Genomic DNA, 20,802 nt, shown 5'->3' with positions numbered 1-20,802 from the left:
GCAGGGGGGCGCAATCATTGTTAATGCAAGTCATTATCAATTAAGATTTTGGGACTTTTGGTTCAGCGCCGCAGTCTCAATCCGTGTCTTCCACCTTGCTTTCCTCATCGGCCCCGTGCGTCGACGCCCAGGTCGCGCCTGTCGATGGCCTGTATCGCGATCATCGCCCATGGCTGTTCGGGTGGCTGCGCCGTAAGCTGGGCTGCGAACACCGCGCGGAAGATCTGGCCCAGGACGTCTTTGTCCGGGTGATCCAGGGCCGCAAGCAGGTGCGCGCCAGCGAGGCACGCGCGCTGCTCACCACCATTGCAAAAGGGTTGGTGGTCGATCATCAGCGCCATGCCGCGCTGGAACATGCGTATCTGGCCTATCTGGCCACCGTTCCCGAATCCTATGCGCCGTCGCCCGAAGCGCAGGCCGAGCAACTGCAGGCGCTGATGCAGTTGGACCGTCTGCTGGACGGGCTGCCGCCCAAGGCCCGCGCGGCCTTTCTGCTGTCGCAGCTGGACGGCCTGACGTATCCCGAGATTGCCGAGCGCCTCGATGTGTCGCTGAGCTTGGTGCAGCAATACATGGTGCGGGCGATGTCCGCGTGCTATGCGGCGATCCATGCCTGACGCAGCGAACGGAGCGCGCGTGGACGTGCGGCCCTCCGATGCGGTCGTGCGCGAGGCCATCACCTGGTGGGCGCGGCTGCAATCCGGGATCGACGATGCGGCCGAGCGCGCGTCCTGTCACGCCTGGCTGGCCCAGGACCCCGCGCATCGCGTGGCGTGGGACCGGCTGCAGGACATCGGCCGCGATGCGCGCCGCGTGCCCGCGGCATTGGCGCATACCGCGTTGAATGCGCCCGCCTCGCGCGGCCGGCGCGCCGCGCTGCGCAGCCTGCTGGCCGGCGCGGGCATCGCTGCCACCGGGTGGGCGGGCTACCGCCATGCGCCGTGGCAACGGCTGGTCGCCGATTACAGCACCGGCGTGGGCGAACGCCGTGCGCTGGCGCTGGCGGACGGGCTGCGTGTCACGCTGAACAGCGACACCGCGGTGCGCGTGAACATCAGCGGAAGCACGCGCGACATCGACCTCTTGCGTGGCGAGCTGCTGGTGCAGGCCGAGCCGCGCCCCGGCGTGCAGGCGCTGCGCGTCGACACCGGTTATGGCGAGCTGCGCGCCGAACGCGCGCGGTTTGACCTGCGGCGCACGGCTGAGGGTTCGCGCGTGGGCTTGTACGAAGGCAGCGTTGCGCTGCTGCGCCAGGGGGGGGTGATGCAGCTCAGCGCCGGAGAACGGCTTGTCTACGCCGACGACGGCGAGGTGCGGCGCGGTGCGTCGGACCCGGATCGCCTGGCATGGGTGGACGGGATGGTCGTGGCCAAGGAGTGGCGGCTGGACGATTTTGCCGAGTACCTGGCGCGCCAGCGGGTGGGCGTGATCCGCGTTGACCCCGCGGTGGCGTCGTTGCGGTTGTCGGGCGTGTTTCCGCTGGACGACGCCGAGCGCGCGCTCAAGGCGCTGGAGCATACGCTGCCGATCGCGGTGACGCGCCGCACGCAATATTGGCTTCAGGTCGGACCCAGCGGCGCCTGAGTTACAAATTTTCTTGCCGGCGCATTGCAGGTTTTGCATCCCCGTACGGAAAGCAGAAAGAAACCACCGTACAGGGAGATGTTTGTGTCCGCTTCAATCCACCCCCGCCTGCGCGCACCGATGACCGCCGGCCGCAAGGCCGTGCTGGCCGCGACCTGCGCTGGGGCGCTGTTTGCCGGTGCGCCGGCGGCCTGGGCGCAGCCGGCGTCCGCGGCAGGCGCTTCGGCCACCGCCAATGGCCAGCGCAGCTACCAGATTCCCGCAGGACCGCTGGCCGACGCGCTGACCCAGTTTGCGCGTAGCGCCGGGGTGGTGCTGTCGTTCGACCCGGCGCTGGTGCGCGGCCGGCGCTCGGAAGGATTGAACGGTTCGTATACGGTGGGCGCGGGCTTCTCGCGCATCCTGGCGGGCAGCGGCCTGCTCGCGCGCGCGCAGTCGGGCAACACCTGGACGCTGTCGCCCGCGCCGGTCTCCACGGGCGACACGCACACGCTCGCGCCGGTGACCGTGACGGGCATGTCGGAGAGCGCCTTTGCGCCCACGGTCGGCTACGTGGCCACCGCCAGCGCCAGCGCCACCAAGACCGATATCCCGCTGATCGAGACGCCGCAGTCGGTGTCCGTGGTCACGCGCGAGCAGATCACGGAGCAGGGCGCCCAGACGCTGAATCAGGTGCTGCGCTACACGGCGGGCGTTGCCACCGAGTCGCGCGGCGCCACGGCGACCCGCCTGGATCAGTTCAACGTGCGCGGATTCTCGGCCTCCACGTACCTGGATGGGTTGCGTGTGTTCGGCGGCCGAGATGCGCTGCCGCAGGTGGATGCCTTCCGCCTTGAACGCGTGGATGTGCTGAAGGGGCCGGCGTCGGTGATGTACGGGCAGGGCGGCCCGGGCGGCGTGGTGAACCAGGTCAGCAAACGCCCGCTGGAAGAGTCGCTGCGCGAAGTGGAGCTGCAGGTCGGCAACTACGACTTCCGCCGCGCCAACTTCGACTTCGGCGGTCCCATCGACGAAGAGGGGAAGTACCTGTACCGCCTGGTGGGCTCGGGCTATATGTCCGACGGCCAGGTGCAGGACACGAAGGAGCGCCGCTACTTCGTGTCGCCGGCGTTCGCGTGGAAGCCCAATGCGGATACCTCGCTGACCATCCTGACCAACTTCCAGCACGATCCCGACATGGGGTCGTACGGCGCCGTGCCAGGGATGCGCACGCTGCTGAGCGCGCCGGACGGCTTCCGTCTGCCGGCCAACTACTACGACGGCGACGCCAATTTCGAAAAGAGCGATCGCAAGAGCTATTCGCTGGGCTACATCCTCGATCACCGTTTCAACGACACCTTCAAGGCGTCGCAAAGCTTGCGCTGGACGCATTCGGACGCCAAGTACCGCAGCGTCTACGGGGCGATGACCAACTTCTATGGGTACACGGACCGCACCTACCTGTACCATCAGCGCGCTTCCATTGCGACGGACGTGGATGTCGGGGCGCTGACGATCGACAACAACCTGCAGGCGCGGTTCAACACGGGCAAGATCGGCCACAACGTGCTGGTGGGCTTCGACTACCAGCATGTCAAGACCGACACGCTGTCGGGCTTTGGCTCCGCGCCCGCGCTGTACGTCAAGAACCCCGACAACTTCCAGAACATTCCCGTGCCGGCGTTCTCCAGCGACGCGACCACCACGCAGTATCAGACGGGCGTGTACTTCCAGGACCAGATCAAGATCGATCGCCTGTCGTTCCTGCTGGGCGGGCGCTATGACTGGTCGCGCAATGTGGGTGAAACGACCGCAATCGCTTCCGGCCGCGTCACCCCGTCGAAGCTGAACGCGGAAGCCTTCTCGGGCCGGTTCGGCGCCATCTACAACTTCGACAACGGTGTCGCGCCGTATTTCAGCTATTCGGAATCCTTCGAGCCGCAGTCGGGCACGGGCTGGAACAACACGCCGTTCAAGCCGATCGAGGGCAAGCAGTACGAAGTGGGCATCAAGTACCAGCCGCCGGGTTCGGCCACGCTGCTGACGTTCGCAGCGTTCGACATCCGCCGCGAAAACATGACGACCACCGATCCGGATCCGACGCACGTGTGCGGCACGGCCGGCGGCCGTTGCTCGATCCAGGCGGGCGAGCTGCGCACGCAGGGCATCGAACTCGAAGCCAAGACCGAGCCGATGCGCGGTCTGTCGCTGATTGCCGCGTACTCGGTCATGAACAACGAGTACACCAAGGCCTATCCGAATGCGGCGGGCTTCGATCTGACCGGCAAGACGCCCGCCGCGCTGCCGTCGCAGCAGGCGTCGGCGTGGGCGCGCTACCAGCTTCAGGAAGGGCCGCTGGCCGGCCTGGGCGTTGGCGGCGGCGTGCGCTATATCGGTTCGTCGTATGCCAACGAGGCGAACACGCTGAAGGTGCCGAAGGTCACGCTGGTGGACCTGATGCTGGACTACGACCTGGGCCGCGCATCGCCCGCGCTCAAGGGCATGCAGGTCGCGCTGAACGTGCAGAACCTGTTCGACAAGGAGTACATCGCGTCGTGCTCCGGCGAATCCTGGTGCTGGTTTGGCTACCAGCGCTCCATCAAGGCCAGCTTGCGGTATCGCTGGTAAAACAGGTCGGAAAGGCGGCTCCCCGGCGAGCCGCCTTTTCTTTTGGTCCGAGACTGCCGCTCCTGTCTTAACGAGAATCGTTATAATTCAGGCCTTATACAGGGAAAGGCGGATAAGCTCGCAAACCCCGTCCCCTCCCCGGGTCCGCCACGGGCCCGCAACTACTTAGAACTCCCGTGAAAGCTCCCGCAGCCGGCGCAGGCATGATGCGCTACAGATTGGCCGTTTTCTCTCGCGCGACGGCCGCCATCCTGGGCGGCTATGCCCTGGCTTCGGCGGCGGCTGCCTGTCTGGCGGTCTGGCTACCCATGGGTCGCGCCGACGCCGTGACCGCGGCACAGATGCTGTCCTTCGTGGTCTACGCTTGCGGCGTGATCTGGGTGTTCGCCACGCGCAACGCCTGGCGCGCCTGGGCCGGCATCCTGGGCCCCGCCGCGTTGCTGGGCGGATTGTTCCTGGCGCATCGGCTGGTGGCGGCATGAAGGCGGCCAAGCACAAGCATCCCGGCGAAGAGGGTCTGCGCCAGTCCATGTCGTGGCTGCACACGTGGGCCGGCCTGATCTTTGGCTGGGTGCTGTTCGCCATGTTCCTGACCGGCTCGCTGGCCTTCTTCCGGCCCGAGATCACACGCTGGATGCAGCCGGAGATCCAGGTGCAGCCGGCGCCGGCGGTCCAGGCCGTCGCCACGGCGCAGCGCTATCTGGCGGAACACGCGCCCGACGCCAAGCGCTGGTTCATTGCGCCGCCCTCGGACCGCGAGCCCCTTATCCAGTTGCTGTACCAGGTGCCCAAGCCCAAGCCGGGCGAACGCGGCTTCGTGCGCGTCAAGCTGGATGCGGCCACCGGCGAGCCCGTGACGGCGCGCCAGACGCGCGGCGGCGACTTCTTCTACCGGTTCCATTTCGAACTGGAGACCGCGTTCCCCTGGGGAAGGTGGCTGGCCAGCATCGCGGGCATGTTCATGCTGGTGGCAATCATCAGCGGCATCATCACGCACAAGAAGATATTCGCTGACTTCTTCACCTTCCGGCCCGGCAAGGGCGGCCAGCGCGCCTGGATGGACGGCCACAACGTGCTGTCGGTGCTGGGCCTGCCGTTCCACCTGATGATCACCTTCAGTGGTCTGGTGCTGTTCATGGTGATGCTGATGCCGGCGGGCATCCAGGCCGTCTACGACAATCCGCGCCAGTTCACGAGCGAGGTCTTCAAGGCCAACAAGATCACGCCGCCGCTGAATCAGCCGGCGCCGCTGGTCGAAATCGCGCCGCTGGTGGAGCAGGCGCAGCAGCATTGGCAGGGCCGGCTTGGGCGGGTGACTGTCAACAATCCCGGCGATGCGGGCGCCACCATCACGCTCCTGCGCAATGTGGGCGATGGCGTGTCGTATGGCCTGCTCGCGCCCTTCATGCGCTTTGACGGCGTGACGGGCGCGCTGCAGGAATCCGAGGACGATCACAGCGCCACCGTCGTGACCACGGGCGTCATTACTGGCCTGCACCTGGGCTTGTTTGCCGAACCGCTGCTGCGCTGGTTCTATTTCATCGTCAGCCTGGCCGGCACGGCCATGGTGGCCACGGGCCTCGTGCTGTGGATTGCCAAGCGCCGCCAGAAGGCGCGGCCGGGTGACACGCGTGAGGCCTTTTCGCTGCGTCTGGTGGATGGCCTGAACGCCGGCACCATCGCGGGCGTCGTGTGCGGCGTGGCCGCGTTGTTCCTGGCCAACCGGTTGTTGCCTGCCGACATGCCCGGCCGCCAGGTCTGGGAAGTGCGCGCCTTCTTCATCGCGTGGGGTCTGTCGCTGGTCTACGCGTTTCTGTTCCAGCGGCGCAAATGGCAGGACCTGCTGGGCATCGCCGCCGCCGCGCTGGCGCTGGTGCCCGTGGTCAATGCGCTGACCACCGACCGGCACCTGGGCGTTTCCTTGCCGCAGGGCGACTGGGTGATGGCGGGCTTTGACCTGACGTGCCTGGCCAGCGCCCTGTTCTTTGCCTGGATGGCGGTCAAGGCCGCCCGCACCCGCAGGGCGCCCGCCGGAACGGCTGGCAAGCCGCGCGCCGCGCGCAACGAGGCGGTCAAGGCCGCCGTCGCCGCCACTGCCCCCACCCCAGCAACCGCCGCTGCCCACGAGCCTGCCGTCCCGGCCGCCGTGCACCGGACCGCTTTTGAACCGCGAGGTGATACGCCATGACGCTTGCCGCCTTCTGCCTGGCTTATGCAGGGTTTTCCGCCCTTTGCCTGGGCATGGACCGTCACTACGAAGACCTGTTCGACCGCGCCTTGCCGCGCCGCCACCGGCTGCCGCTGCGGCTGTTCGGCTGGGCGTCGCTGGCGCTGTCGCTGTGGGCGTCGGCGGCGGTCTGGGGCTGGAGTTACGGCACGGTCGAATGGATCGGCATCCTCAGCATTGCCGGTCTGCTGCTGATCTGGTTCCTGACCTTCCGGCCGCGCGCCGCGCTGACCGCAGGCGGATTGTGCGCGCTGGCGGCGCCCGTGCTGGCTGTGCTGTAAACGCGGGTCCCCTGGGGCTTTCCCAGGCAGGGCCGCTCGGCGGCACGTTACACTGACGGCTTCCCCTAGCAACCGCCTTCTCGCCTCATGAACACCCGCGTCCTTACCGGCATCACCACGACTGGAACTCCCCATCTCGGCAACTACGCGGGCGCGATCCGTCCGGCAGTGCAGGCCAGCACGCAGCCCGGCGTGGACGCATTCTTCTTTCTGGCGGACTACCACGCGCTGATCAAGTGCGACGACCCGGCGCGCGTGGCGCGCTCGCGTCTGGAAATTGCCGCCACGTGGCTGGCGGTGGGCCTGGACCCCGAGCGCGTGACGTTCTACCGCCAGTCGGACATCCCCGAGATCCCCGAACTGAGCTGGCTGCTGACCTGCGTGACCGCCAAGGGCCTGATGAACCGGGCGCACGCCTACAAGGCCTCGGTGGACCAGAACGTGGCCAAGAACGTGGATCCGGACGACGGCATCACCATGGGGCTGTTCTCGTACCCGATCCTGATGGCCGCGGACATCGTCATGTTCAACGCCAACAAGGTGCCGGTGGGGCGCGACCAGATCCAGCATCTGGAAATGGCCCGCGATATCGCGCAGCGCTTCAACCACCTGTACGGGCGCGACTACTTCGCGCTGCCGGAAGTGGTCATCGAAGAAGACGTGGCCACGCTGCCGGGGCTGGACGGCCGCAAGATGTCCAAGAGCTACAACAACACCATTCCGCTCTTTGAAGGCGGCAAGAGCGCATTGCGCGCGTCGGTGATGCGCATCGTGACCGATTCGCGCGAGCCCGGCGAACCCAAGGACGCTGAATCCTCCCATCTGTACACGCTGTATCGCGCATTCGCCACGTCCGAGCAATCGGCGGCGTTCCGCCAGCAGCTCGAGGCCGGCATGGGCTGGGGCGATGCCAAGCAGGCGCTGTTCGAACACCTGGAAAACCTGCTGGCCCCGATGCGCGAAAAGTACGTCGACCTGATGGCCAATCCGGGCCGCATCGAAGACATCCTGCAGGCTGGCGCGGCCAAGGCGCGCAAGCTTGCCGTGCCGTTCATGCAGGAACTGCGCGAGGCCGTGGGCCTGCGCAATCTGGGCGCCGCCGCCACGGCGGGCAAGGGCGCCCAGGGCAAGAAGGAAAAATCCAAGGGCGCGCGTTTCGTCAGCTTCCGCGACGAGGATGGGGGCTTCCGCTTCCGCCTGCTGGCGGCCGACGGCGAGGAACTGCTGCTGTCTCAGCGCTTTGCCGATCCCAAGGAAGCGGGCGCGCTGATGCGCCGCCTGCAGTCCGAGTCCGCGGACAGCGTCCTGCAGGCCAATGCCCAGGGCTATGCGGTGGTGATCGACGGCGTGACGGTTGCCTCCGCGCCCGACGGCGTGCGGGGCGAACCCGCTGCAGGCATCGCGCGCACGCGTGAAGCGCTGCTGTCGCTGGCGCAGGAATAATCAGTAGCCAGCGGCCGGCAACCGATGGACGAAGACGGCGCGGGCAATCCGCGCCGTTTTGCATTCAGTTCAGGCGTGCGCTGGTGACGATGCGCCCGTCGCGCACCTGAAAGCGCTGCACGCGGCGTTGCCCCGCGATTTCAAGCTGGTCGCCGTCCGAATAGCCCGTGACGTTGGGACAGTCCAGCCATTCCGGGTTGATGAACGGGAAGTACTTCAGCGTGCCGCTGCCCTCGCTGGCGAAGTCGAACGTGGTGTTGGCCACGACCTCGGGATCCCATTGGCTGGCATCGTAGGTGATCACGCATCCGATGCCGATGCGGTAGATGATGCTGGCGCCCATGCTGGCGAATCCCAGCGCGCCCACGTGCAGTTGGGCGCCATTGCGCAATTCGATGATCCGGCCACCCAGGCGCTCCAGCGTGATGTGCTTGAAGTTGACCTCGGTGCCGTCGACGATCAGATGCGAATACTGACCCAACGTCACGTCGCCATAGATGCCGCTTGCCGTGGCGTCCTTGTCGGTGATCGTGGCGGTTTCATTGGCAGCGAGGGTGATGGTGCTGAGCATGGCGGACGGATCTCCGGGCTATCGGGGGGCGCGCTCTTGTTCTGATGCTGCACCCGACTGACGTTACGCGCAGAAGCTCGCCTGGCCGTGGGTTTGTGTCGCCGGTGATCGCCCTGGGTTTTTAACCGTCTTCGGTGCGATTTTATTATTTAGACACAATTGGATATTTTCACTTATTTCTACGATTTCGAATTGAGGGAACGCAACGAAAGCGGGCGTTCTACGGGTAAGCCCTAGGCTGCGGCAACGCGGCTGAAACGGGGCCGCGCAAAGAAAATCCCGGCGCCTGGGCGCCGGGATCTGGGTAACGCAGAGGATCCGGAGGGATCAGCGGATCAGCGCTTGAGCTTGGCGAACGCGTCCGCCATGGCGCTGTTCATCGACGCTGCGGCGCCGCCGCCAGCTGCGTTGCGGCCGCCATCGCCTTGACGGCGCGGACGGTCGCCGCCCTTGGGCGCATCGGCGCTGCGGCGGGCCGGCGCGGCCGTGTCGTTCAGGCGCATGGTGAGCGCCACGCGCTTGCGCGCGGCGTCCACTTCCAACACCTTGACGCTGACCGTCTGGCCCACGCGCACCACGTCGCGCGGATCCTTCACGAACTTCTCGGCCAGCGCCGAAATGTGAACGAGGCCGTCCTGGTGCACGCCGATGTCGACGAACGCGCCGAAGTTGGCCACGTTGGTCACCACGCCTTCCAGCACCATGCCCGGATACAGGTCGTTCAGCGTTTCCACGCCTTCCTTGAACTGCGCCGTCTTGAACTCCGGACGCGGATCGCGGCCGGGCTTTTCGAGTTCGGCGAAGATGTCCTTGACGGTCGGCAGGCCGAAGCGCTCGTCGGTGAAATCCGACGGCGACACGCCCTTCAGGGCTTCGCGCTGGCCGATGATCTGCTTCACCTCGGTCTTGATCTTGGCGACGATGCGCTCGACCACCGGGTAGGCTTCGGGGTGGACAGACGAGGCGTCCAGCGGGTTGTCACCATTGGGGATACGCAGGAACCCGGCAGCCTGTTCGAATGCCTTGTCGCCAAAGCGAGGCACCTTGCGCAGGATGTCGCGCGTGGGGAAGGCGCCGTTTTCGTCGCGGAAAGAGACGATGTTCTTGGCCAGCAGCGAGTTCAGGCCGGACACGCGGGCCAGCAGCGCGGCCGACGCCGTGTTCACGTCCACGCCCACCGCGTTCACGCAGTCTTCGACCACGGCGTCCAGCGAGCGCGCCAGTTCGCGCTGGTTGACGTCGTGCTGGTACTGGCCCACGCCGATGGCCTTGGGGTCGATCTTGACCAGTTCGGCCAGCGGGTCCTGCAGGCGGCGCGCAATGGACACCGCGCCGCGCAGCGTCACGTCGAGGTCGGGGAATTCCAGGGCGGCGGTTTCGGAGGCCGAATACACCGATGCGCCGGCTTCGGAAACGACGACGCGGGTAACCTTCAGGTCGGGGAAACGCTCCATCATGTCGCCCACGAGCTTTTCGCTTTCGCGCGAGGCCGTGCCGTTGCCGATGGCGATCAGGTCCACGCTGTGGCGCGCCACCAGCGCGGCCAGCGTGTTGATCGTGCCTTCGCGGTCGCGGCGCGGTTCAAACGGGTACACGGTGGTGGTGTCGACGACCTTGCCGGTCTTGTCGATGACGGCGACCTTGCAGCCCGTGCGGATGCCGGGATCCAGGCCGAGCACGGCCTTCGGACCGGCGGGCGCGGCCAGCAGCAGGTCTTTCAGGTTGGCGGCGAACACGCGGATGGCCTCGGTTTCGCCGCTTTCGCGCAGGCGGCCGATCAGTTCGCTTTCGAAGGCGGTCAGGAGCTTGACGCGCCAGGTCCAGCGGCAGACTTCGCCAAGCCAGCGCGCGCGCGGCGTGGCGTCCAGCGCGAAGAGGCCGTTGCCAAGCTTCAGGAAGTTGGCGATGCGGGCCACGCACGGATGCGGGGTCTGGGCTTCGAGGTCGGCTTCCAGGCCAAGCCGCAGCTCGAGCACGCCTTGCTGGCGGCCGCGCAGCAGCGCCAGAATGCGGTGCGAGGGCAGGGTGCGCAGCGGCTCGTTGAAGTCGAACCAGTCGCGGAAGTTGGCGCCTTCGGTTTCCTTGCCCTCGATCATCTTCGAGTACACGAGGCCCGTGGACCACAGGTGCTCGCGCATGTCGGCCAGCAGGTCGGCGTTTTCGGCGTAGCGTTCGGCAAGGATGTCGCGCGCGCCATCGAGCGCCGCCTTGGCGTCGTTGATGGCGGCTTCGGGATTCAGGTATTGCGCGGCCAGGGCGGCGGGATCGCAGGCGAGATCGGCCAGGATGGCATCGGCCAGCGGCTCGAGGCCGGCTTCGCGGGCGATCTGGGCGCGCGTGCGGCGCTTCGGCTTGTACGGCGCGTACAGGTCTTCCAGGCGCTGCTTGGTGTCGGCGGCGGCGATTTCCTGCTGCAGCTCGGCCGTCAGCTTGCCTTGCTGCGAAATGGATTCCAGGATGGCGCCGCGGCGGTCTTCGAGCTCGCGCAGGTAGCCCAGGCGGACTTCCAGGTTGCGCAGCACGGTGTCGTCCAGGCCGCCGGTCGCTTCCTTGCGGTAGCGGGCGATGAAGGGCACGGTGGCGCCGTCATCCAGCAGTTCCACCGCCGCAGCGATCTGGGAGGCGCGGGCGCCCAGCTCGGTGGCGAGCTGGGCGACGATGCGGGCGTTGTCGACGCCGGTGGCGACGTTCGTGATAGTGGAAGTTTCAGACATCTCTATACGACGGCAAAAAGGGAAAACGAGGGGCGGATTGTGCCATAAGCCGTTGTTACGGAACGTGGCGCAAGGGACTGATCCGTCCCTCTGCCAGGGGCGTTGCGGCAGGCCGCAAGCAGGAAAACGGCGCGCCAGCGGGTATCATTTGGGGCCCTACATTAGGCTGCTGTAATGCTGGACCTGGACATATCCGAATTCTTTGACGAGGACGGGCCGCTGGCCACGGCCTTGCCCGGCTACAAGCCGCGTCCATCGCAAGTGGAACTGTCGCAGGCCATCGGCCAGGCCATCCAGGACCGCGCCACGCTGGTGGCCGAAGCCGGCACCGGCATCGGCAAGACCTGGGCCTATCTTGTACCCGCCTTCATCCAGGGCGGCAAGGTGCTCATTTCCACCGGCACGCGCACCCTGCAGGATCAGCTTTTCGCGCGCGATCTGCCGCGCGTGCGCGCCGCCCTGGCCGCGCCTGTCACGGCCGCGCTGCTCAAGGGCCGCGGCAACTACGTGTGCCACTACCATCTCGAACGCCTGCAGGGCGACGAGCGCGCCCTGAAGTCCCGCTCCGAAATCCAGCAGCTGCGCCAGATCCAGGTGTTCGCGGGCATCTCCAAAACGGGCGACCGCGGCGACCTGGCGCAGGTGCCGGAAGACGCCGACATCTGGCAACGCGTCACGTCCACGCGCGAAAACTGCCTGGGCCAGGAATGCCCGCGCATCCGCGACTGCTTCGTCGTCAAGGCACGCCGTCAGGCCCAGGAAGCCGACGTCGTCGTCGTCAATCACGCGCTCTTCATGGCAGACCTGATGCTGCGCGAAGAAGGCGTCACCGACCTGCTGCCTGAAGCCGACACGGTCATCTTCGACGAAGCCCATCAACTGCCCGACACCGCCACGCGCTTTCTGGGCAACAGCGTGTCCACGCACCAACTGATGGACTTTGGCCGCGCGCTGGAAGTCGCGGGGCTCGCCTATGCGCGCGAAGCCGCCAAATGGAGCGACGTCAGCCGTCACCTGGAAACCGCCGCGCGCGAATTGCGGCTGGTCTGTGCACCGCTGGACAAGATGCCGGGCCGCAAGGCCACATTCGAGGCCATCCCCAACCCCGAAGAATTCGACGAAGCGCTCTTGTCGCTGCGTGAATCCGTGGACAGCGCCACCAAGGCGCTAGGCGCGGTCGCCGAAAAACATCCCGACCTGCTCGCGGCCGCGCGCATGGGCGCGGAGATTTCGGTCAAACTCAAGCGCTGGGCAACGCCCGGCCGCAGCAGCGGCGCGCACGACGACGAGGGCTGGGGCCGCGACGATCAGGCCCCCGTGCAAAGCCCGTTGGGCGACGGTCCGTCCACGCCCGCGGCGTTGCTCGAAGGCGCCGCGCTGGCCGAACAATGGACGGGGCCGGCCGTGCGCTGGGTCGAGCACGGCCTGCATCACGTGCGGCTGCATTCGGCGCCGCTGTCCGTGGCGCAGGCGTTCTCCAAGTTCCGCAAGCCCGGCCAGGCCTGGATCATGACCTCGGCCACGCTGTCGATAAACGGCGAATTCACGCACTTCACCAGCCAGTTGGGCCTGGATACCGCGCGCACCGGCAAATGGGAGTCTCCATTCGACTACCCCGAGCAGGCGCTGCTGTTCGTGCCGCGCGGCATGCCAGAGCCCCAATCGCCGCAGTTCCTGGATCGCTTCGTTCAGACATTGCTGCCGCTACTGGAGGCCAGCCCCGGCGGCACCCTGGTGCTCTGTACGACGCTGCGCGCCGTGGACAAGGTCGCCAATCTGCTGGCCGATGCCTTTGACGACGCGGGACATGACTGGCCGCTGCTCAAGCAGGGCGAGGGCACTCGCCGCGATCTGCTCGATCGCTTCTGCAAGCTCAAGCATCCGGTGCTGGTGGGCAGCGCCAGCTTCTGGGAAGGCATCGACCTGCCGGGCGATGTGCTGACGCTGGTGGCGATCGACAAGCTGCCGTTCGCGCCGCCCGACGATCCGGTCATCGAGGCCCGCCTGCGCGCCTGCCGTGCGCAAGGCGGCAATCCATTTGCGGAGTACCAGTTGCCGGAAGCCGCCATCTCGCTCAAGCAGGGCGCCGGCCGGCTGATCCGCACCGAATCCGATTGGGGCGTGCTGATGGTGGGCGACGCGCGGCTCGTGGAAAAACCGTACGGCAAGCGTCTTTGGCGCGGCCTGCCGCCGTTTGCGCGCACGCGCGAGCTGGAAGAGGTGCTGGCCTTCTACCGGCGCAAGCGCGGACCGGACGACGCTTAACACGGCACATCGCGCGCCCAGCAGACGAAAAAAAGCCCTTCAGAAATCTGAAGGGCTTTTTGTTTCCCATGCGGGCGGAATCAGTTGAAGGGATTCCACCAGCTCTTGTCGGCCTTCAGGCCCTGGGTCCGGAACGCGCTGTTCGGAAAGTTCTTGTCGTAGACGCGCTGGGCGTCGTTCTTCAGGTCGGTCATGTTCAGTTTGTCGTACGACTGAACCATCAGGTAGAGCGCCTCTTCGGTGGCGGGGGCGCCCTCGAAGTCGGTGATGACGGTCTGCGCGCGGTTGGCGGCGGCCACGTAGGCGCCGCGCTCGTAGTAATAGCGGGCGACGTGGACTTCGTTCATGGCAATGGTGTTGACCAGCCACGCCACGCGCTTTTCAGCGTCGACGCTGTACTTGCTTTCCGGGAAGCGCTTGATCAGCTCGGTGAAGGCGTCATAGGACGCGCGCAGACCCTTGGGGTCGCGCTCGGCCGGATCCTGGCCGGTGAGGTTGCTCATGAAGGCGCTGGCCGGCGTGAAGTTGATCAGGCCCTTCAGGTAGAGCGCGTAATCGGTGCCGGGGTGGTTGGGGTAGAGCTGCTGGAAGCGGTCGATGGCAGCGAGCGCCTGTTCGTTTTCGCCGTCTTTCCAGTTGACGTAGGCCAGCTCCAGCAGCGCCTGTTGCGCGTAGACGCCGAACGGGTAGCGGCTTTCGATGGCGGTCAGGCGCTCGCGCGCTTCTTTCCAGCCGCCCGACGCCATTTCAGCCTTGGCGTCCGCGTAGAGTTGTTCTGCGCTCCAGTTGGTGGTCTTGTCGAACTTGCTGTCCGCCCCGCTGCAACCGGCGATGACAAGGACGGTGAAAAGCGCGATAACCACGCGCAAAACCGACCCGCTGCGGGATGCGGGGTTCGAGGGAGCTGCAGGGTGGTGAATCACGAGAATCGTATCCTTGGTGTTAGCATGGCAGGCTGATTATATGATTTGTCTCCATGTCTGATACAGCCGCCCGCGCAGATCTTGTTTCCGACGACAGCGCCGACGAAAATCTCGACGAATCCGGCCGCCCCGAGCCACAACTTGTAACCGTGCCGTCCGCCACGCGCGCCGACCGGCTCGACAAGGTTCTGGCGGGTCTCTTGCCCGACCATTCCCGCAATCGCCTGCAAGGCTGGATCGAATCCGGCAACGTCCTGGTCAACGGGTCGCCGGGCAAGATCCGGCAGACGGTCGGCCCCGGCGACGAACTCACCATCTGGGCGCAGCCCGCGCCCGATGCGCAGGCATTCACGCCCGAGCCCGTCGAGTTCGGCGTGGTTGCCGAAAGCCCCGACTGGATCGTCGTCAACAAGCCGGCGGGCCTGGTCACCCACCCGGGCGCCGGCAACTGGAGCGGCACGCTGCTCAATGGCTTGCTGCATCGCTACCCGGAACTGGCGCAGGTTGCCCGCGCCGGCATCGTGCACCGGCTGGACAAGGACACCTCCGGCCTGATGGTCGTCGCCCGCAACGACATCGCCCAGACCCATCTCGTGCGCCAGCTTCAGGCGCGCAGCATGGGCCGCGAATACGTGGCCCTGGCGCACGGCTGGGTGGCCGCCGCGGGCAAGGTCGACCGCGCCATCGGCCGCGATCCGCGCGTGCCGGTGCGCATGAGCGTCGAGCGGCCCGTCGCGCCCAAGCCGGCCATCACCAATTACGCGCCGGCCCGCCGCGGCTCCGTGGACCCCGGTGGCCGCGTCACCGAAGTGGTGTGCCGCCTGGAAACCGGGCGCACCCACCAGATCCGCGTGCACATGGCCAGCCTGGGGCATCCGCTGCTGGCCGACACGATCTACGGCGGCAAGAATATCGCCGGAGCGCAGCGCCAGATGCTGCACGCCCGTGCGCTGCATTTCGACGATCCCGGAGGCAAGGGCGACGTCCAGTTCGACGCGCCGGTGCCTGCCGACATGGCGCAGGTCCAGGAGAGCATCGCATGGAACGTCTGATCGCAGGCCTGCCCGTCGTGACGGGACCCGACTGGCATGGCGTCGGCTACTTCTGCACGACCCGAGCCGGTGGCGTCGGCGTGGCGCCGCATGACACCCTCAATCTTGGCCTGCGGGCCGAGGACAACCCCGAGGCCGTGGCCGAGAACCGGCGCCGCGTACGCGCGGCGGTGCCCGCCGAGCCCCTGTGGCTGCGCCAGGTGCATGGCAGCGAGGTCGTGGACGCGGACGCGTCCGATGTGCCCGCCGAGCCTGCAGTGGATGCCAGCGTCACGGCGCAGCCCGGGCGCGTCCTGGCCATCATGGTGGCCGATTGCCTGCCGGTGGTCATCGCCGACGCCGAGGGCAAGGTGCTGGGCACGGCGCACGCCGGCTGGCGCGGCTTGTCGGGCGGGGTGCTGGAGCACACGCTGGACGCCATGCGCGCCAAGGCGCCTCACGCGACCGGATGGCGTGCGTGGGTCGGGCCCGGCATCGGTCCGGAGCAGTTCGAGGTGGGGCAGGACGTGCTCGACGCCTTCACCGCGGACGACCCGGCGACGGTGCGCTTTTTCACGGCGCGTTCCGGCGCCGCCGGCAAGTGGCTGGCCGACCTCGCCGGATTGGCTGATTTCCGGTTGCGGCGCGCCGGGGTACAAGAGGTGTCCCTCAGCGGGGAATGCACGGTGACGCGCAAGGAACGGTACTTTTCGTACCGCCGCGACGGCGTGACGGGACGCATGGCAATGCTGGCCTGGTTGCACCCGGTTTGACGCTGCGCAAAGGCCGGCGCCGGCCTTGCGTCCCGCGGTAGCAGCCTCCTTGTATACCCGCATTGACAGCCCTGAACCCGGAATGCAACATCAATCGCGAAGTCTCGATAACAAGGTGTCGAAGTGAATGCCAATCTCTCCGCAGGTCCCATTCCGGTGAGCGTGGCACCGGAAGTCCTGGCTGACATCCAGGCAGAGTTCGCGCGCGAATGGCAACGCCTTTGCGACGATGCCCAGCGCGGCACGCTGGCGCCGCCGTCCGATCGCCGGTTCTCGGGTGATGCCTGGGCGGCGAACGCGTCGCACCTGTTGCTGGCGCATACCTATCTGCTGTCCGCCCGCGCCATGCAGCGCATGGTCGATGCCGCGCAGGTCAGCGAGCCCATGCGAGACCGCCTTCGATTCTCGATCATGCAGTGGGTAGACGCGCTGTCGCCGTCCAACTTCCTGGCGCTGAATCCCGACGCGCAGCAGTCCATCGTCGAAAGCGCGGGCCGCGCGCTGAACGAAGGCCTGGCGAACCTGCTGGGCGACGTGCAGAAGGGCCGCATCACGCAGACCGACGAGTCCCAATTCGAGATCGGCCGCAACGTGGCCACGACTCCCGGCGACGTGGTGTTCGAGAACCCGCTGTTCCAGCTCATCCAGTACGCGCCGTCGACCGGCACCGTGTACGAACGGCCGCTGGTCATCGTGCCGCCGAACATCAACAAGTTCTACATCCTGGATCTGCAGCCCGAGAACTCGTTCGTGCGTCACGCGGTCGGGCAGGGCTACACGGTCTTCCTGATTTCCTGGCGCAATCCGGTTGCCGCCGATACCGATGGCGTCGACCGCGCCACCTGGTCCGACTACCTTGACGACGCGGTGCTGCAGGCGCTGCGCGTGGCCAGCGACATCACGAAGCAACCGCAGGTCAATGCATTGGGCTTCTGCGTGGGCGGCACGATGCTGGGCGCGGCGCTGGCGCTGGCCGAAGCGCGCGGCGAGCATCCCGTAGCCGCGCTGACGCTGCTCACCTCGATGCTCGATTTTCACGATACCGGCGTCTTGAACGTCTTTGTCGACGAGACTCACGCGCTCATGCGCGACCATCAACTGGGCAACGGCGGCCTGATGCCGGGCCGCGATCTGGCCACCACGTTCTCGTTCCTGCGCCCCAATGAGCTGGTCTGGAACTACGTGGTCGGCAATTACCTCAAGGGACAAAAGCCCCCGGCCTTTGACCTGCTGTTCTGGAACGGCGACAGCACCAATCTGCCTGGGCCTTTCTTTTCCTGGTACTTCCGCAATACCTACCTGGAGAACAATCTCAAGGTGCCGGGCCGCGCGCAGGCCGCCGGCTTGCCGCTGGACCTGACGCGGTTGCGCATGCCGGCCTATATCTTCGGTTCGCGCGAAGACCATATCGTGCCCTGGGTGTCGGCCTATGCGTCCACGCAGGTACTGCGCGGACCGCAGCGTTTCGTGCTGGGCGCCTCCGGCCACATCGCGGGCGTGGTGAATCCGCCCGCCAAGAAGCGCCGCAGCTATTGGGTGGCCGATGCGCTGGAACAGGAAAGCCAGCCGTTGCCCGGCGACCCCAACACGTGGTTCGCGCAGGCCGTGGAACACCCCGGAAGCTGGTGGCCCGACTGGACCGGCTGGCTGGCTGGCCATTCAGGCAAAGAGGTCAAGGCGAGGACAAAGTCAGGCAATGCCAAGTACCGGCCGATCGAGCCGGCCCCTGGCAGATATGTAAAGGTCCGGGCGGCCTGATACCGCGCATTGCGGTCCGATCCCCGGCAGGAAGATGTTTAATCAACGAGGCGTCCGTCGCACACAGGAGGAAGTCCAATGAGCGGAAAACTGGCTTACGTAACAGGCGGGATGGGCGGGATCGGCACCTCTATTTGCCAGCGCTTGGCCAAGGATGGCTTTCGCGTGGTGGCAGGTTGCGGCCCCAGCCGCAACTACCAGCAATGGCTGGATGAGCAGGCCGCGCAGGGTTTCACGTTCTACGCGTCGGTTGGAAACGTGTCCGATTGGGACTCCACCGTTGCCGCATTCGAAAGGGTTACGGCAGACCTCGGGCCGGTGGACGTGCTGGTCAACAACGCGGGCATCACGCGTGACGGGCTGTTCCGCAAGATGACCGCCGACGATTGGCGCGCGGTCATCGATACCAACCTGAACAGCTTGTTCAATGTGACCAAGCAGGTCATCGACGGCATGGTCGAGCGCCAGTGGGGGCGCATCATCAACATCAGTTCGGTCAACGGCCAGAAAGGGCAGTTCGGCCAGACCAACTACTCCACGGCAAAGGCCGGCATCCACGGATTCACGATGGCGCTGGCGCAGGAAGTGGCCAGCAAGGGCGTGACCGTCAACACGATTTCGCCGGGCTACATCGGCACCGACATGGTCCGTGCCATCCGGCCGGACGTGCTGGAGAAGATCGTCGCCACGATTCCGGTGCGCCGCCTGGGCACACCTGAGGAAATCGCGTCCATGACATCATGGCTGGCGTCCGATGAATCCGGCTTTTCGACCGGCGCGGATTTCTCGCTGAACGGCGGCCTGCACATGGGTTGACGTGACGTGGGCCGCCCCGCGGCGGCCCACTCGCGCTGTACGGCTTCGGGCATAGGGCCGTACGGCATTACACTCACATTATTCGAAGCCTAAAGAGATCGCCCGATCCGGGGACAACCATGACGCAAGCACAAACCGGCGCCAGCCTGCGCCTGATTAAAAAATACCCCAACCGTCGCTTATACGACACCCGGACCAGCACCTACATCACCCTGGCAGATGTCAAGCAACTGGTCCTGGCGAATGAGGAATTCCAGGTCGTCGACGCCAAGAGCGGCGAAGACCTGACGCGCAGCATCCTCCTGCAGATCATTCTTGAAGAGGAGAGCGGCGGCATGCCCATGTTCTCTTCGAACATGCTGTCGCAGATCATCCGTTTCTACGGCCACGCCATGCAAGGCATCATGGGCTCGTACCTGGAAAAGAACATCCAGGCGTTCATGGAGATCCAGCAGCGCATGGCCGAGCAGTCCAAGGGCCTGTACGGCAGCCAGTTCGGACCGGAAGCCTGGACCCAGTTCATGAATGTGCAGACGCCGATGCTGCAGAACATGATGAACAACTACATCGACCAGAGCAAAAACCTGTTCGTGCAGATGCAAGACCAGATGCAGGATCAGACGCGCGCCATGTTCTCGACCTTCCCGTTCACGCCGGGCAGCACCCCGGGCGCGGGCCGCAAGTAAATACCGCCGGACGCCGGGCCGCTACGGTCCGCGTCAATGCAAAAAAGCCGTCTTGGTGCATGCCAAGGCGGCTTTTTGACGATTGAGCCAACGCAATGATCTGGCACTTTTAGTGCGGCCAGGTTCAGGGTTGTGTCAGCAAAATCCACTAAATTAATGAAAACGGTTCTTGTTTGTGTTTTGAGAGCCGCTATTTTCATTTGTGTCTCAAGGATTATGCACATGATCAAGAAAGCCTTGGCGCTGGCCATTGTCGCGTTGAGCGTATCCGCCGCCCATGCGGCCGAGTACCCCATCGGCAAGCCTGTCGAGAAAGGTGGCATGGAAATCGGCGCCGTGTACCTGCAGCCGATCGAAATGGACCCGCCCGGCATGATGCGTCCGGCCAAGGATTCCGACGTGCACCTTGAGGCAGACATCCACGCCACGGCCGGCAACAAGACCGGTTTCCCGGAAGGCGAGTGGGTGCCGTACCTGGTCGTGAATTACGAGATCCAGAAGGTCGGCAGCCAGAACGTGCAGAAGGGCACGTTCATGCCGATGGTCGCCAACGACGGCCCGCACTACGGCGAAAACGTGAAGCTCGAAGGCCCGGGCAAATACAAGCTCAAGTACACGATCCTGCCGCCGACCGCGAACAAGATGAGCCACTTCGGCCGCCACGTCGACAAGGAAACGGGCGTGGGCGAATGGTTCGAACCGTTCGACCTGGAGTATGAATTCGTCTACGCCGGCACCGGCAAGAAGGGCGGGTACTGATCGTGCGCCGCCTGCTTCGCGTTCTTGCCGCAATGCTGATCGGCCTGGCCGGCGCGGCGGGCATGGCGCCCGCGCAGGCGGACGAACTGCCCACGTTCACCTTGCGGTTCAAGCCGGACGGCACGTTCGAACCGGCCACGCTGGAAGTGCCGGCGGGCCGTTTCAAGATTGAACTCATCAACGAGAGCAACGAGCCGGTGGAATTCGAAAGCATTCCGCTGCGCAAGGAAAAAGTCCTGGGGCCGGGGGTGAAGTCCTTCGTGGTCATCACCATTTCGCGTCCCGGCGAATATCCCTTTTTTGACGACTTTCACCAGAGCGTGAAAGGCACCTTGGTCGTCAAGCCCAAGGAATAACGCGGCAC

The 20,802-nt window shown here is 65.9% G+C and carries 18 protein-coding genes; 15 read left to right on the top strand and 3 right to left on the bottom strand.

What is annotated here, in order from left to right:
* Window positions 1–83 precede the first annotated feature (83 nt).
* The 7 genes from ASD71_RS18265 to ASD71_RS18235 all read left to right on the top strand — a co-directional run bounded on the left by ASD71_RS18265 (window position 84) and on the right by ASD71_RS18235 (window position 8,142).
* A complete protein-coding gene (locus tag ASD71_RS18265; protein WP_056567787.1) occupies window positions 84–617 on the top strand; it encodes a sigma-70 family RNA polymerase sigma factor in 534 nt (177 codons plus the stop codon).
* Complete coding sequence (locus tag ASD71_RS18260; protein ID WP_056567785.1) at window positions 610–1,584, top strand: FecR domain-containing protein; 975 nt, start codon at window positions 610–612, stop codon at window positions 1,582–1,584. The genes ASD71_RS18265 and ASD71_RS18260 overlap by 8 nt, the downstream gene beginning before the upstream one ends.
* Before the next feature lie 78 nt (window positions 1,585–1,662).
* Window positions 1,663–4,191 carry a TonB-dependent siderophore receptor gene (locus tag ASD71_RS18255; RefSeq protein ID WP_156395226.1) on the top strand — a complete coding sequence of 843 codons (2,529 nt, stop codon included), beginning with the start codon at window positions 1,663–1,665 and terminating at the stop codon, window positions 4,189–4,191.
* A 176-nt stretch (window positions 4,192–4,367) separates the two neighbouring features.
* Complete coding sequence (locus ASD71_RS18250; RefSeq protein WP_156395225.1) at window positions 4,368–4,673, top strand: DUF3649 domain-containing protein; 306 nt, start codon at window positions 4,368–4,370, stop codon at window positions 4,671–4,673.
* Window positions 4,670–6,379, top strand: a complete 1,710-nt coding sequence (locus ASD71_RS18245) for a PepSY domain-containing protein (RefSeq protein ID WP_056567779.1) — start codon at window positions 4,670–4,672, stop codon at window positions 6,377–6,379. The genes ASD71_RS18250 and ASD71_RS18245 overlap by 4 nt, the downstream gene beginning before the upstream one ends.
* On the top strand, window positions 6,376–6,699 hold the full coding sequence (locus ASD71_RS18240) for a DUF3325 domain-containing protein (RefSeq protein ID WP_056567777.1): 324 nt from the start codon (window positions 6,376–6,378) through the stop codon (window positions 6,697–6,699). Before ASD71_RS18245 ends, ASD71_RS18240 begins: the two co-directional genes overlap by 4 nt.
* 87 nt (window positions 6,700–6,786) lie before the next feature.
* Window positions 6,787–8,142 carry a tryptophan--tRNA ligase gene (locus tag ASD71_RS18235; protein ID WP_056567775.1) on the top strand — a complete coding sequence of 452 codons (1,356 nt, stop codon included), beginning with the start codon at window positions 6,787–6,789 and terminating at the stop codon, window positions 8,140–8,142.
* 64 nt (window positions 8,143–8,206) lie between these two features.
* Here ASD71_RS18235 and ASD71_RS18230 read toward each other — a convergent pair whose 3' ends face one another.
* Both ASD71_RS18230 and tex read right to left on the bottom strand, forming a co-directional pair.
* On the bottom strand, window positions 8,207–8,713 hold the full coding sequence (locus ASD71_RS18230) for a hypothetical protein (RefSeq protein ID WP_056567772.1): 507 nt from the start codon (window positions 8,711–8,713) through the stop codon (window positions 8,207–8,209).
* Between the two features lie 335 nt (window positions 8,714–9,048).
* The gene (gene tex, locus ASD71_RS18225; RefSeq protein ID WP_056567769.1) at window positions 9,049–11,427 is read right to left on the bottom strand and encodes an RNA-binding transcriptional accessory protein Tex; all 2,379 of its coding nucleotides are present in this window, start codon (window positions 11,425–11,427) and stop codon (window positions 9,049–9,051) included.
* Window positions 11,428–11,601: 174 nt separating this feature from the next.
* Between tex and ASD71_RS18220 the strand changes: the two genes are divergently transcribed.
* Complete coding sequence (locus ASD71_RS18220) at window positions 11,602–13,692, top strand: ATP-dependent DNA helicase (RefSeq protein WP_056567766.1); 2,091 nt, start codon at window positions 11,602–11,604, stop codon at window positions 13,690–13,692.
* A gap of 80 nt (window positions 13,693–13,772) precedes the next feature.
* Here the strand turns inward: ASD71_RS18220 and ASD71_RS18215 are convergent, their stop codons facing one another.
* Complete coding sequence (locus tag ASD71_RS18215; protein ID WP_056567764.1) at window positions 13,773–14,561, bottom strand: outer membrane protein assembly factor BamD; 789 nt, start codon at window positions 14,559–14,561, stop codon at window positions 13,773–13,775.
* A 107-nt stretch (window positions 14,562–14,668) separates the two neighbouring features.
* Here ASD71_RS18215 and ASD71_RS18210 point away from each other — a divergent pair, with 107 nt between their 5' ends.
* From ASD71_RS18210 to ASD71_RS18180, 7 genes are all read left to right on the top strand, one after another.
* The gene (locus ASD71_RS18210; RefSeq protein ID WP_056567762.1) at window positions 14,669–15,667 is read left to right on the top strand and encodes an RluA family pseudouridine synthase; all 999 of its coding nucleotides are present in this window, start codon (window positions 14,669–14,671) and stop codon (window positions 15,665–15,667) included.
* Window positions 15,655–16,419 (top strand): peptidoglycan editing factor PgeF, encoded by a 765-nt coding sequence (pgeF, locus tag ASD71_RS18205; protein WP_056567758.1) that lies wholly within the window; start codon window positions 15,655–15,657, stop codon window positions 16,417–16,419. The genes ASD71_RS18210 and pgeF overlap by 13 nt, the downstream gene beginning before the upstream one ends.
* Before the next feature lie 123 nt (window positions 16,420–16,542).
* Complete coding sequence (locus ASD71_RS18200) at window positions 16,543–18,177, top strand: alpha/beta hydrolase (protein WP_056567756.1); 1,635 nt, start codon at window positions 16,543–16,545, stop codon at window positions 18,175–18,177.
* A gap of 78 nt (window positions 18,178–18,255) precedes the next feature.
* Window positions 18,256–18,993 carry a 3-ketoacyl-ACP reductase gene (locus tag ASD71_RS18195; RefSeq protein ID WP_056567753.1) on the top strand — a complete coding sequence of 246 codons (738 nt, stop codon included), beginning with the start codon at window positions 18,256–18,258 and terminating at the stop codon, window positions 18,991–18,993.
* Between the two features lie 119 nt (window positions 18,994–19,112).
* Window positions 19,113–19,679 (top strand): polyhydroxyalkanoate synthesis repressor PhaR, encoded by a 567-nt coding sequence (gene phaR, locus ASD71_RS18190; protein ID WP_056567750.1) that lies wholly within the window; start codon window positions 19,113–19,115, stop codon window positions 19,677–19,679.
* Window positions 19,680–19,901: 222 nt separating this feature from the next.
* Window positions 19,902–20,438 (top strand): iron transporter, encoded by a 537-nt coding sequence (locus ASD71_RS18185; RefSeq protein ID WP_056569437.1) that lies wholly within the window; start codon window positions 19,902–19,904, stop codon window positions 20,436–20,438.
* 32 nt (window positions 20,439–20,470) lie between these two features.
* Window positions 20,471–20,794 (top strand): cupredoxin domain-containing protein, encoded by a 324-nt coding sequence (locus tag ASD71_RS18180; RefSeq protein ID WP_056569434.1) that lies wholly within the window; start codon window positions 20,471–20,473, stop codon window positions 20,792–20,794.
* Window positions 20,795–20,802: the final 8 nt, after the last annotated feature.

The organism is Achromobacter sp. Root565, assembly GCF_001427425.1.
Classification (GTDB): domain Bacteria; phylum Pseudomonadota; class Gammaproteobacteria; order Burkholderiales; family Burkholderiaceae_B; genus Achromobacter; species Achromobacter spanius_D.
Note: the sequence above shows the minus strand (reverse complement) of the source record. Positions and strands in the feature narration are given on the sequence as shown.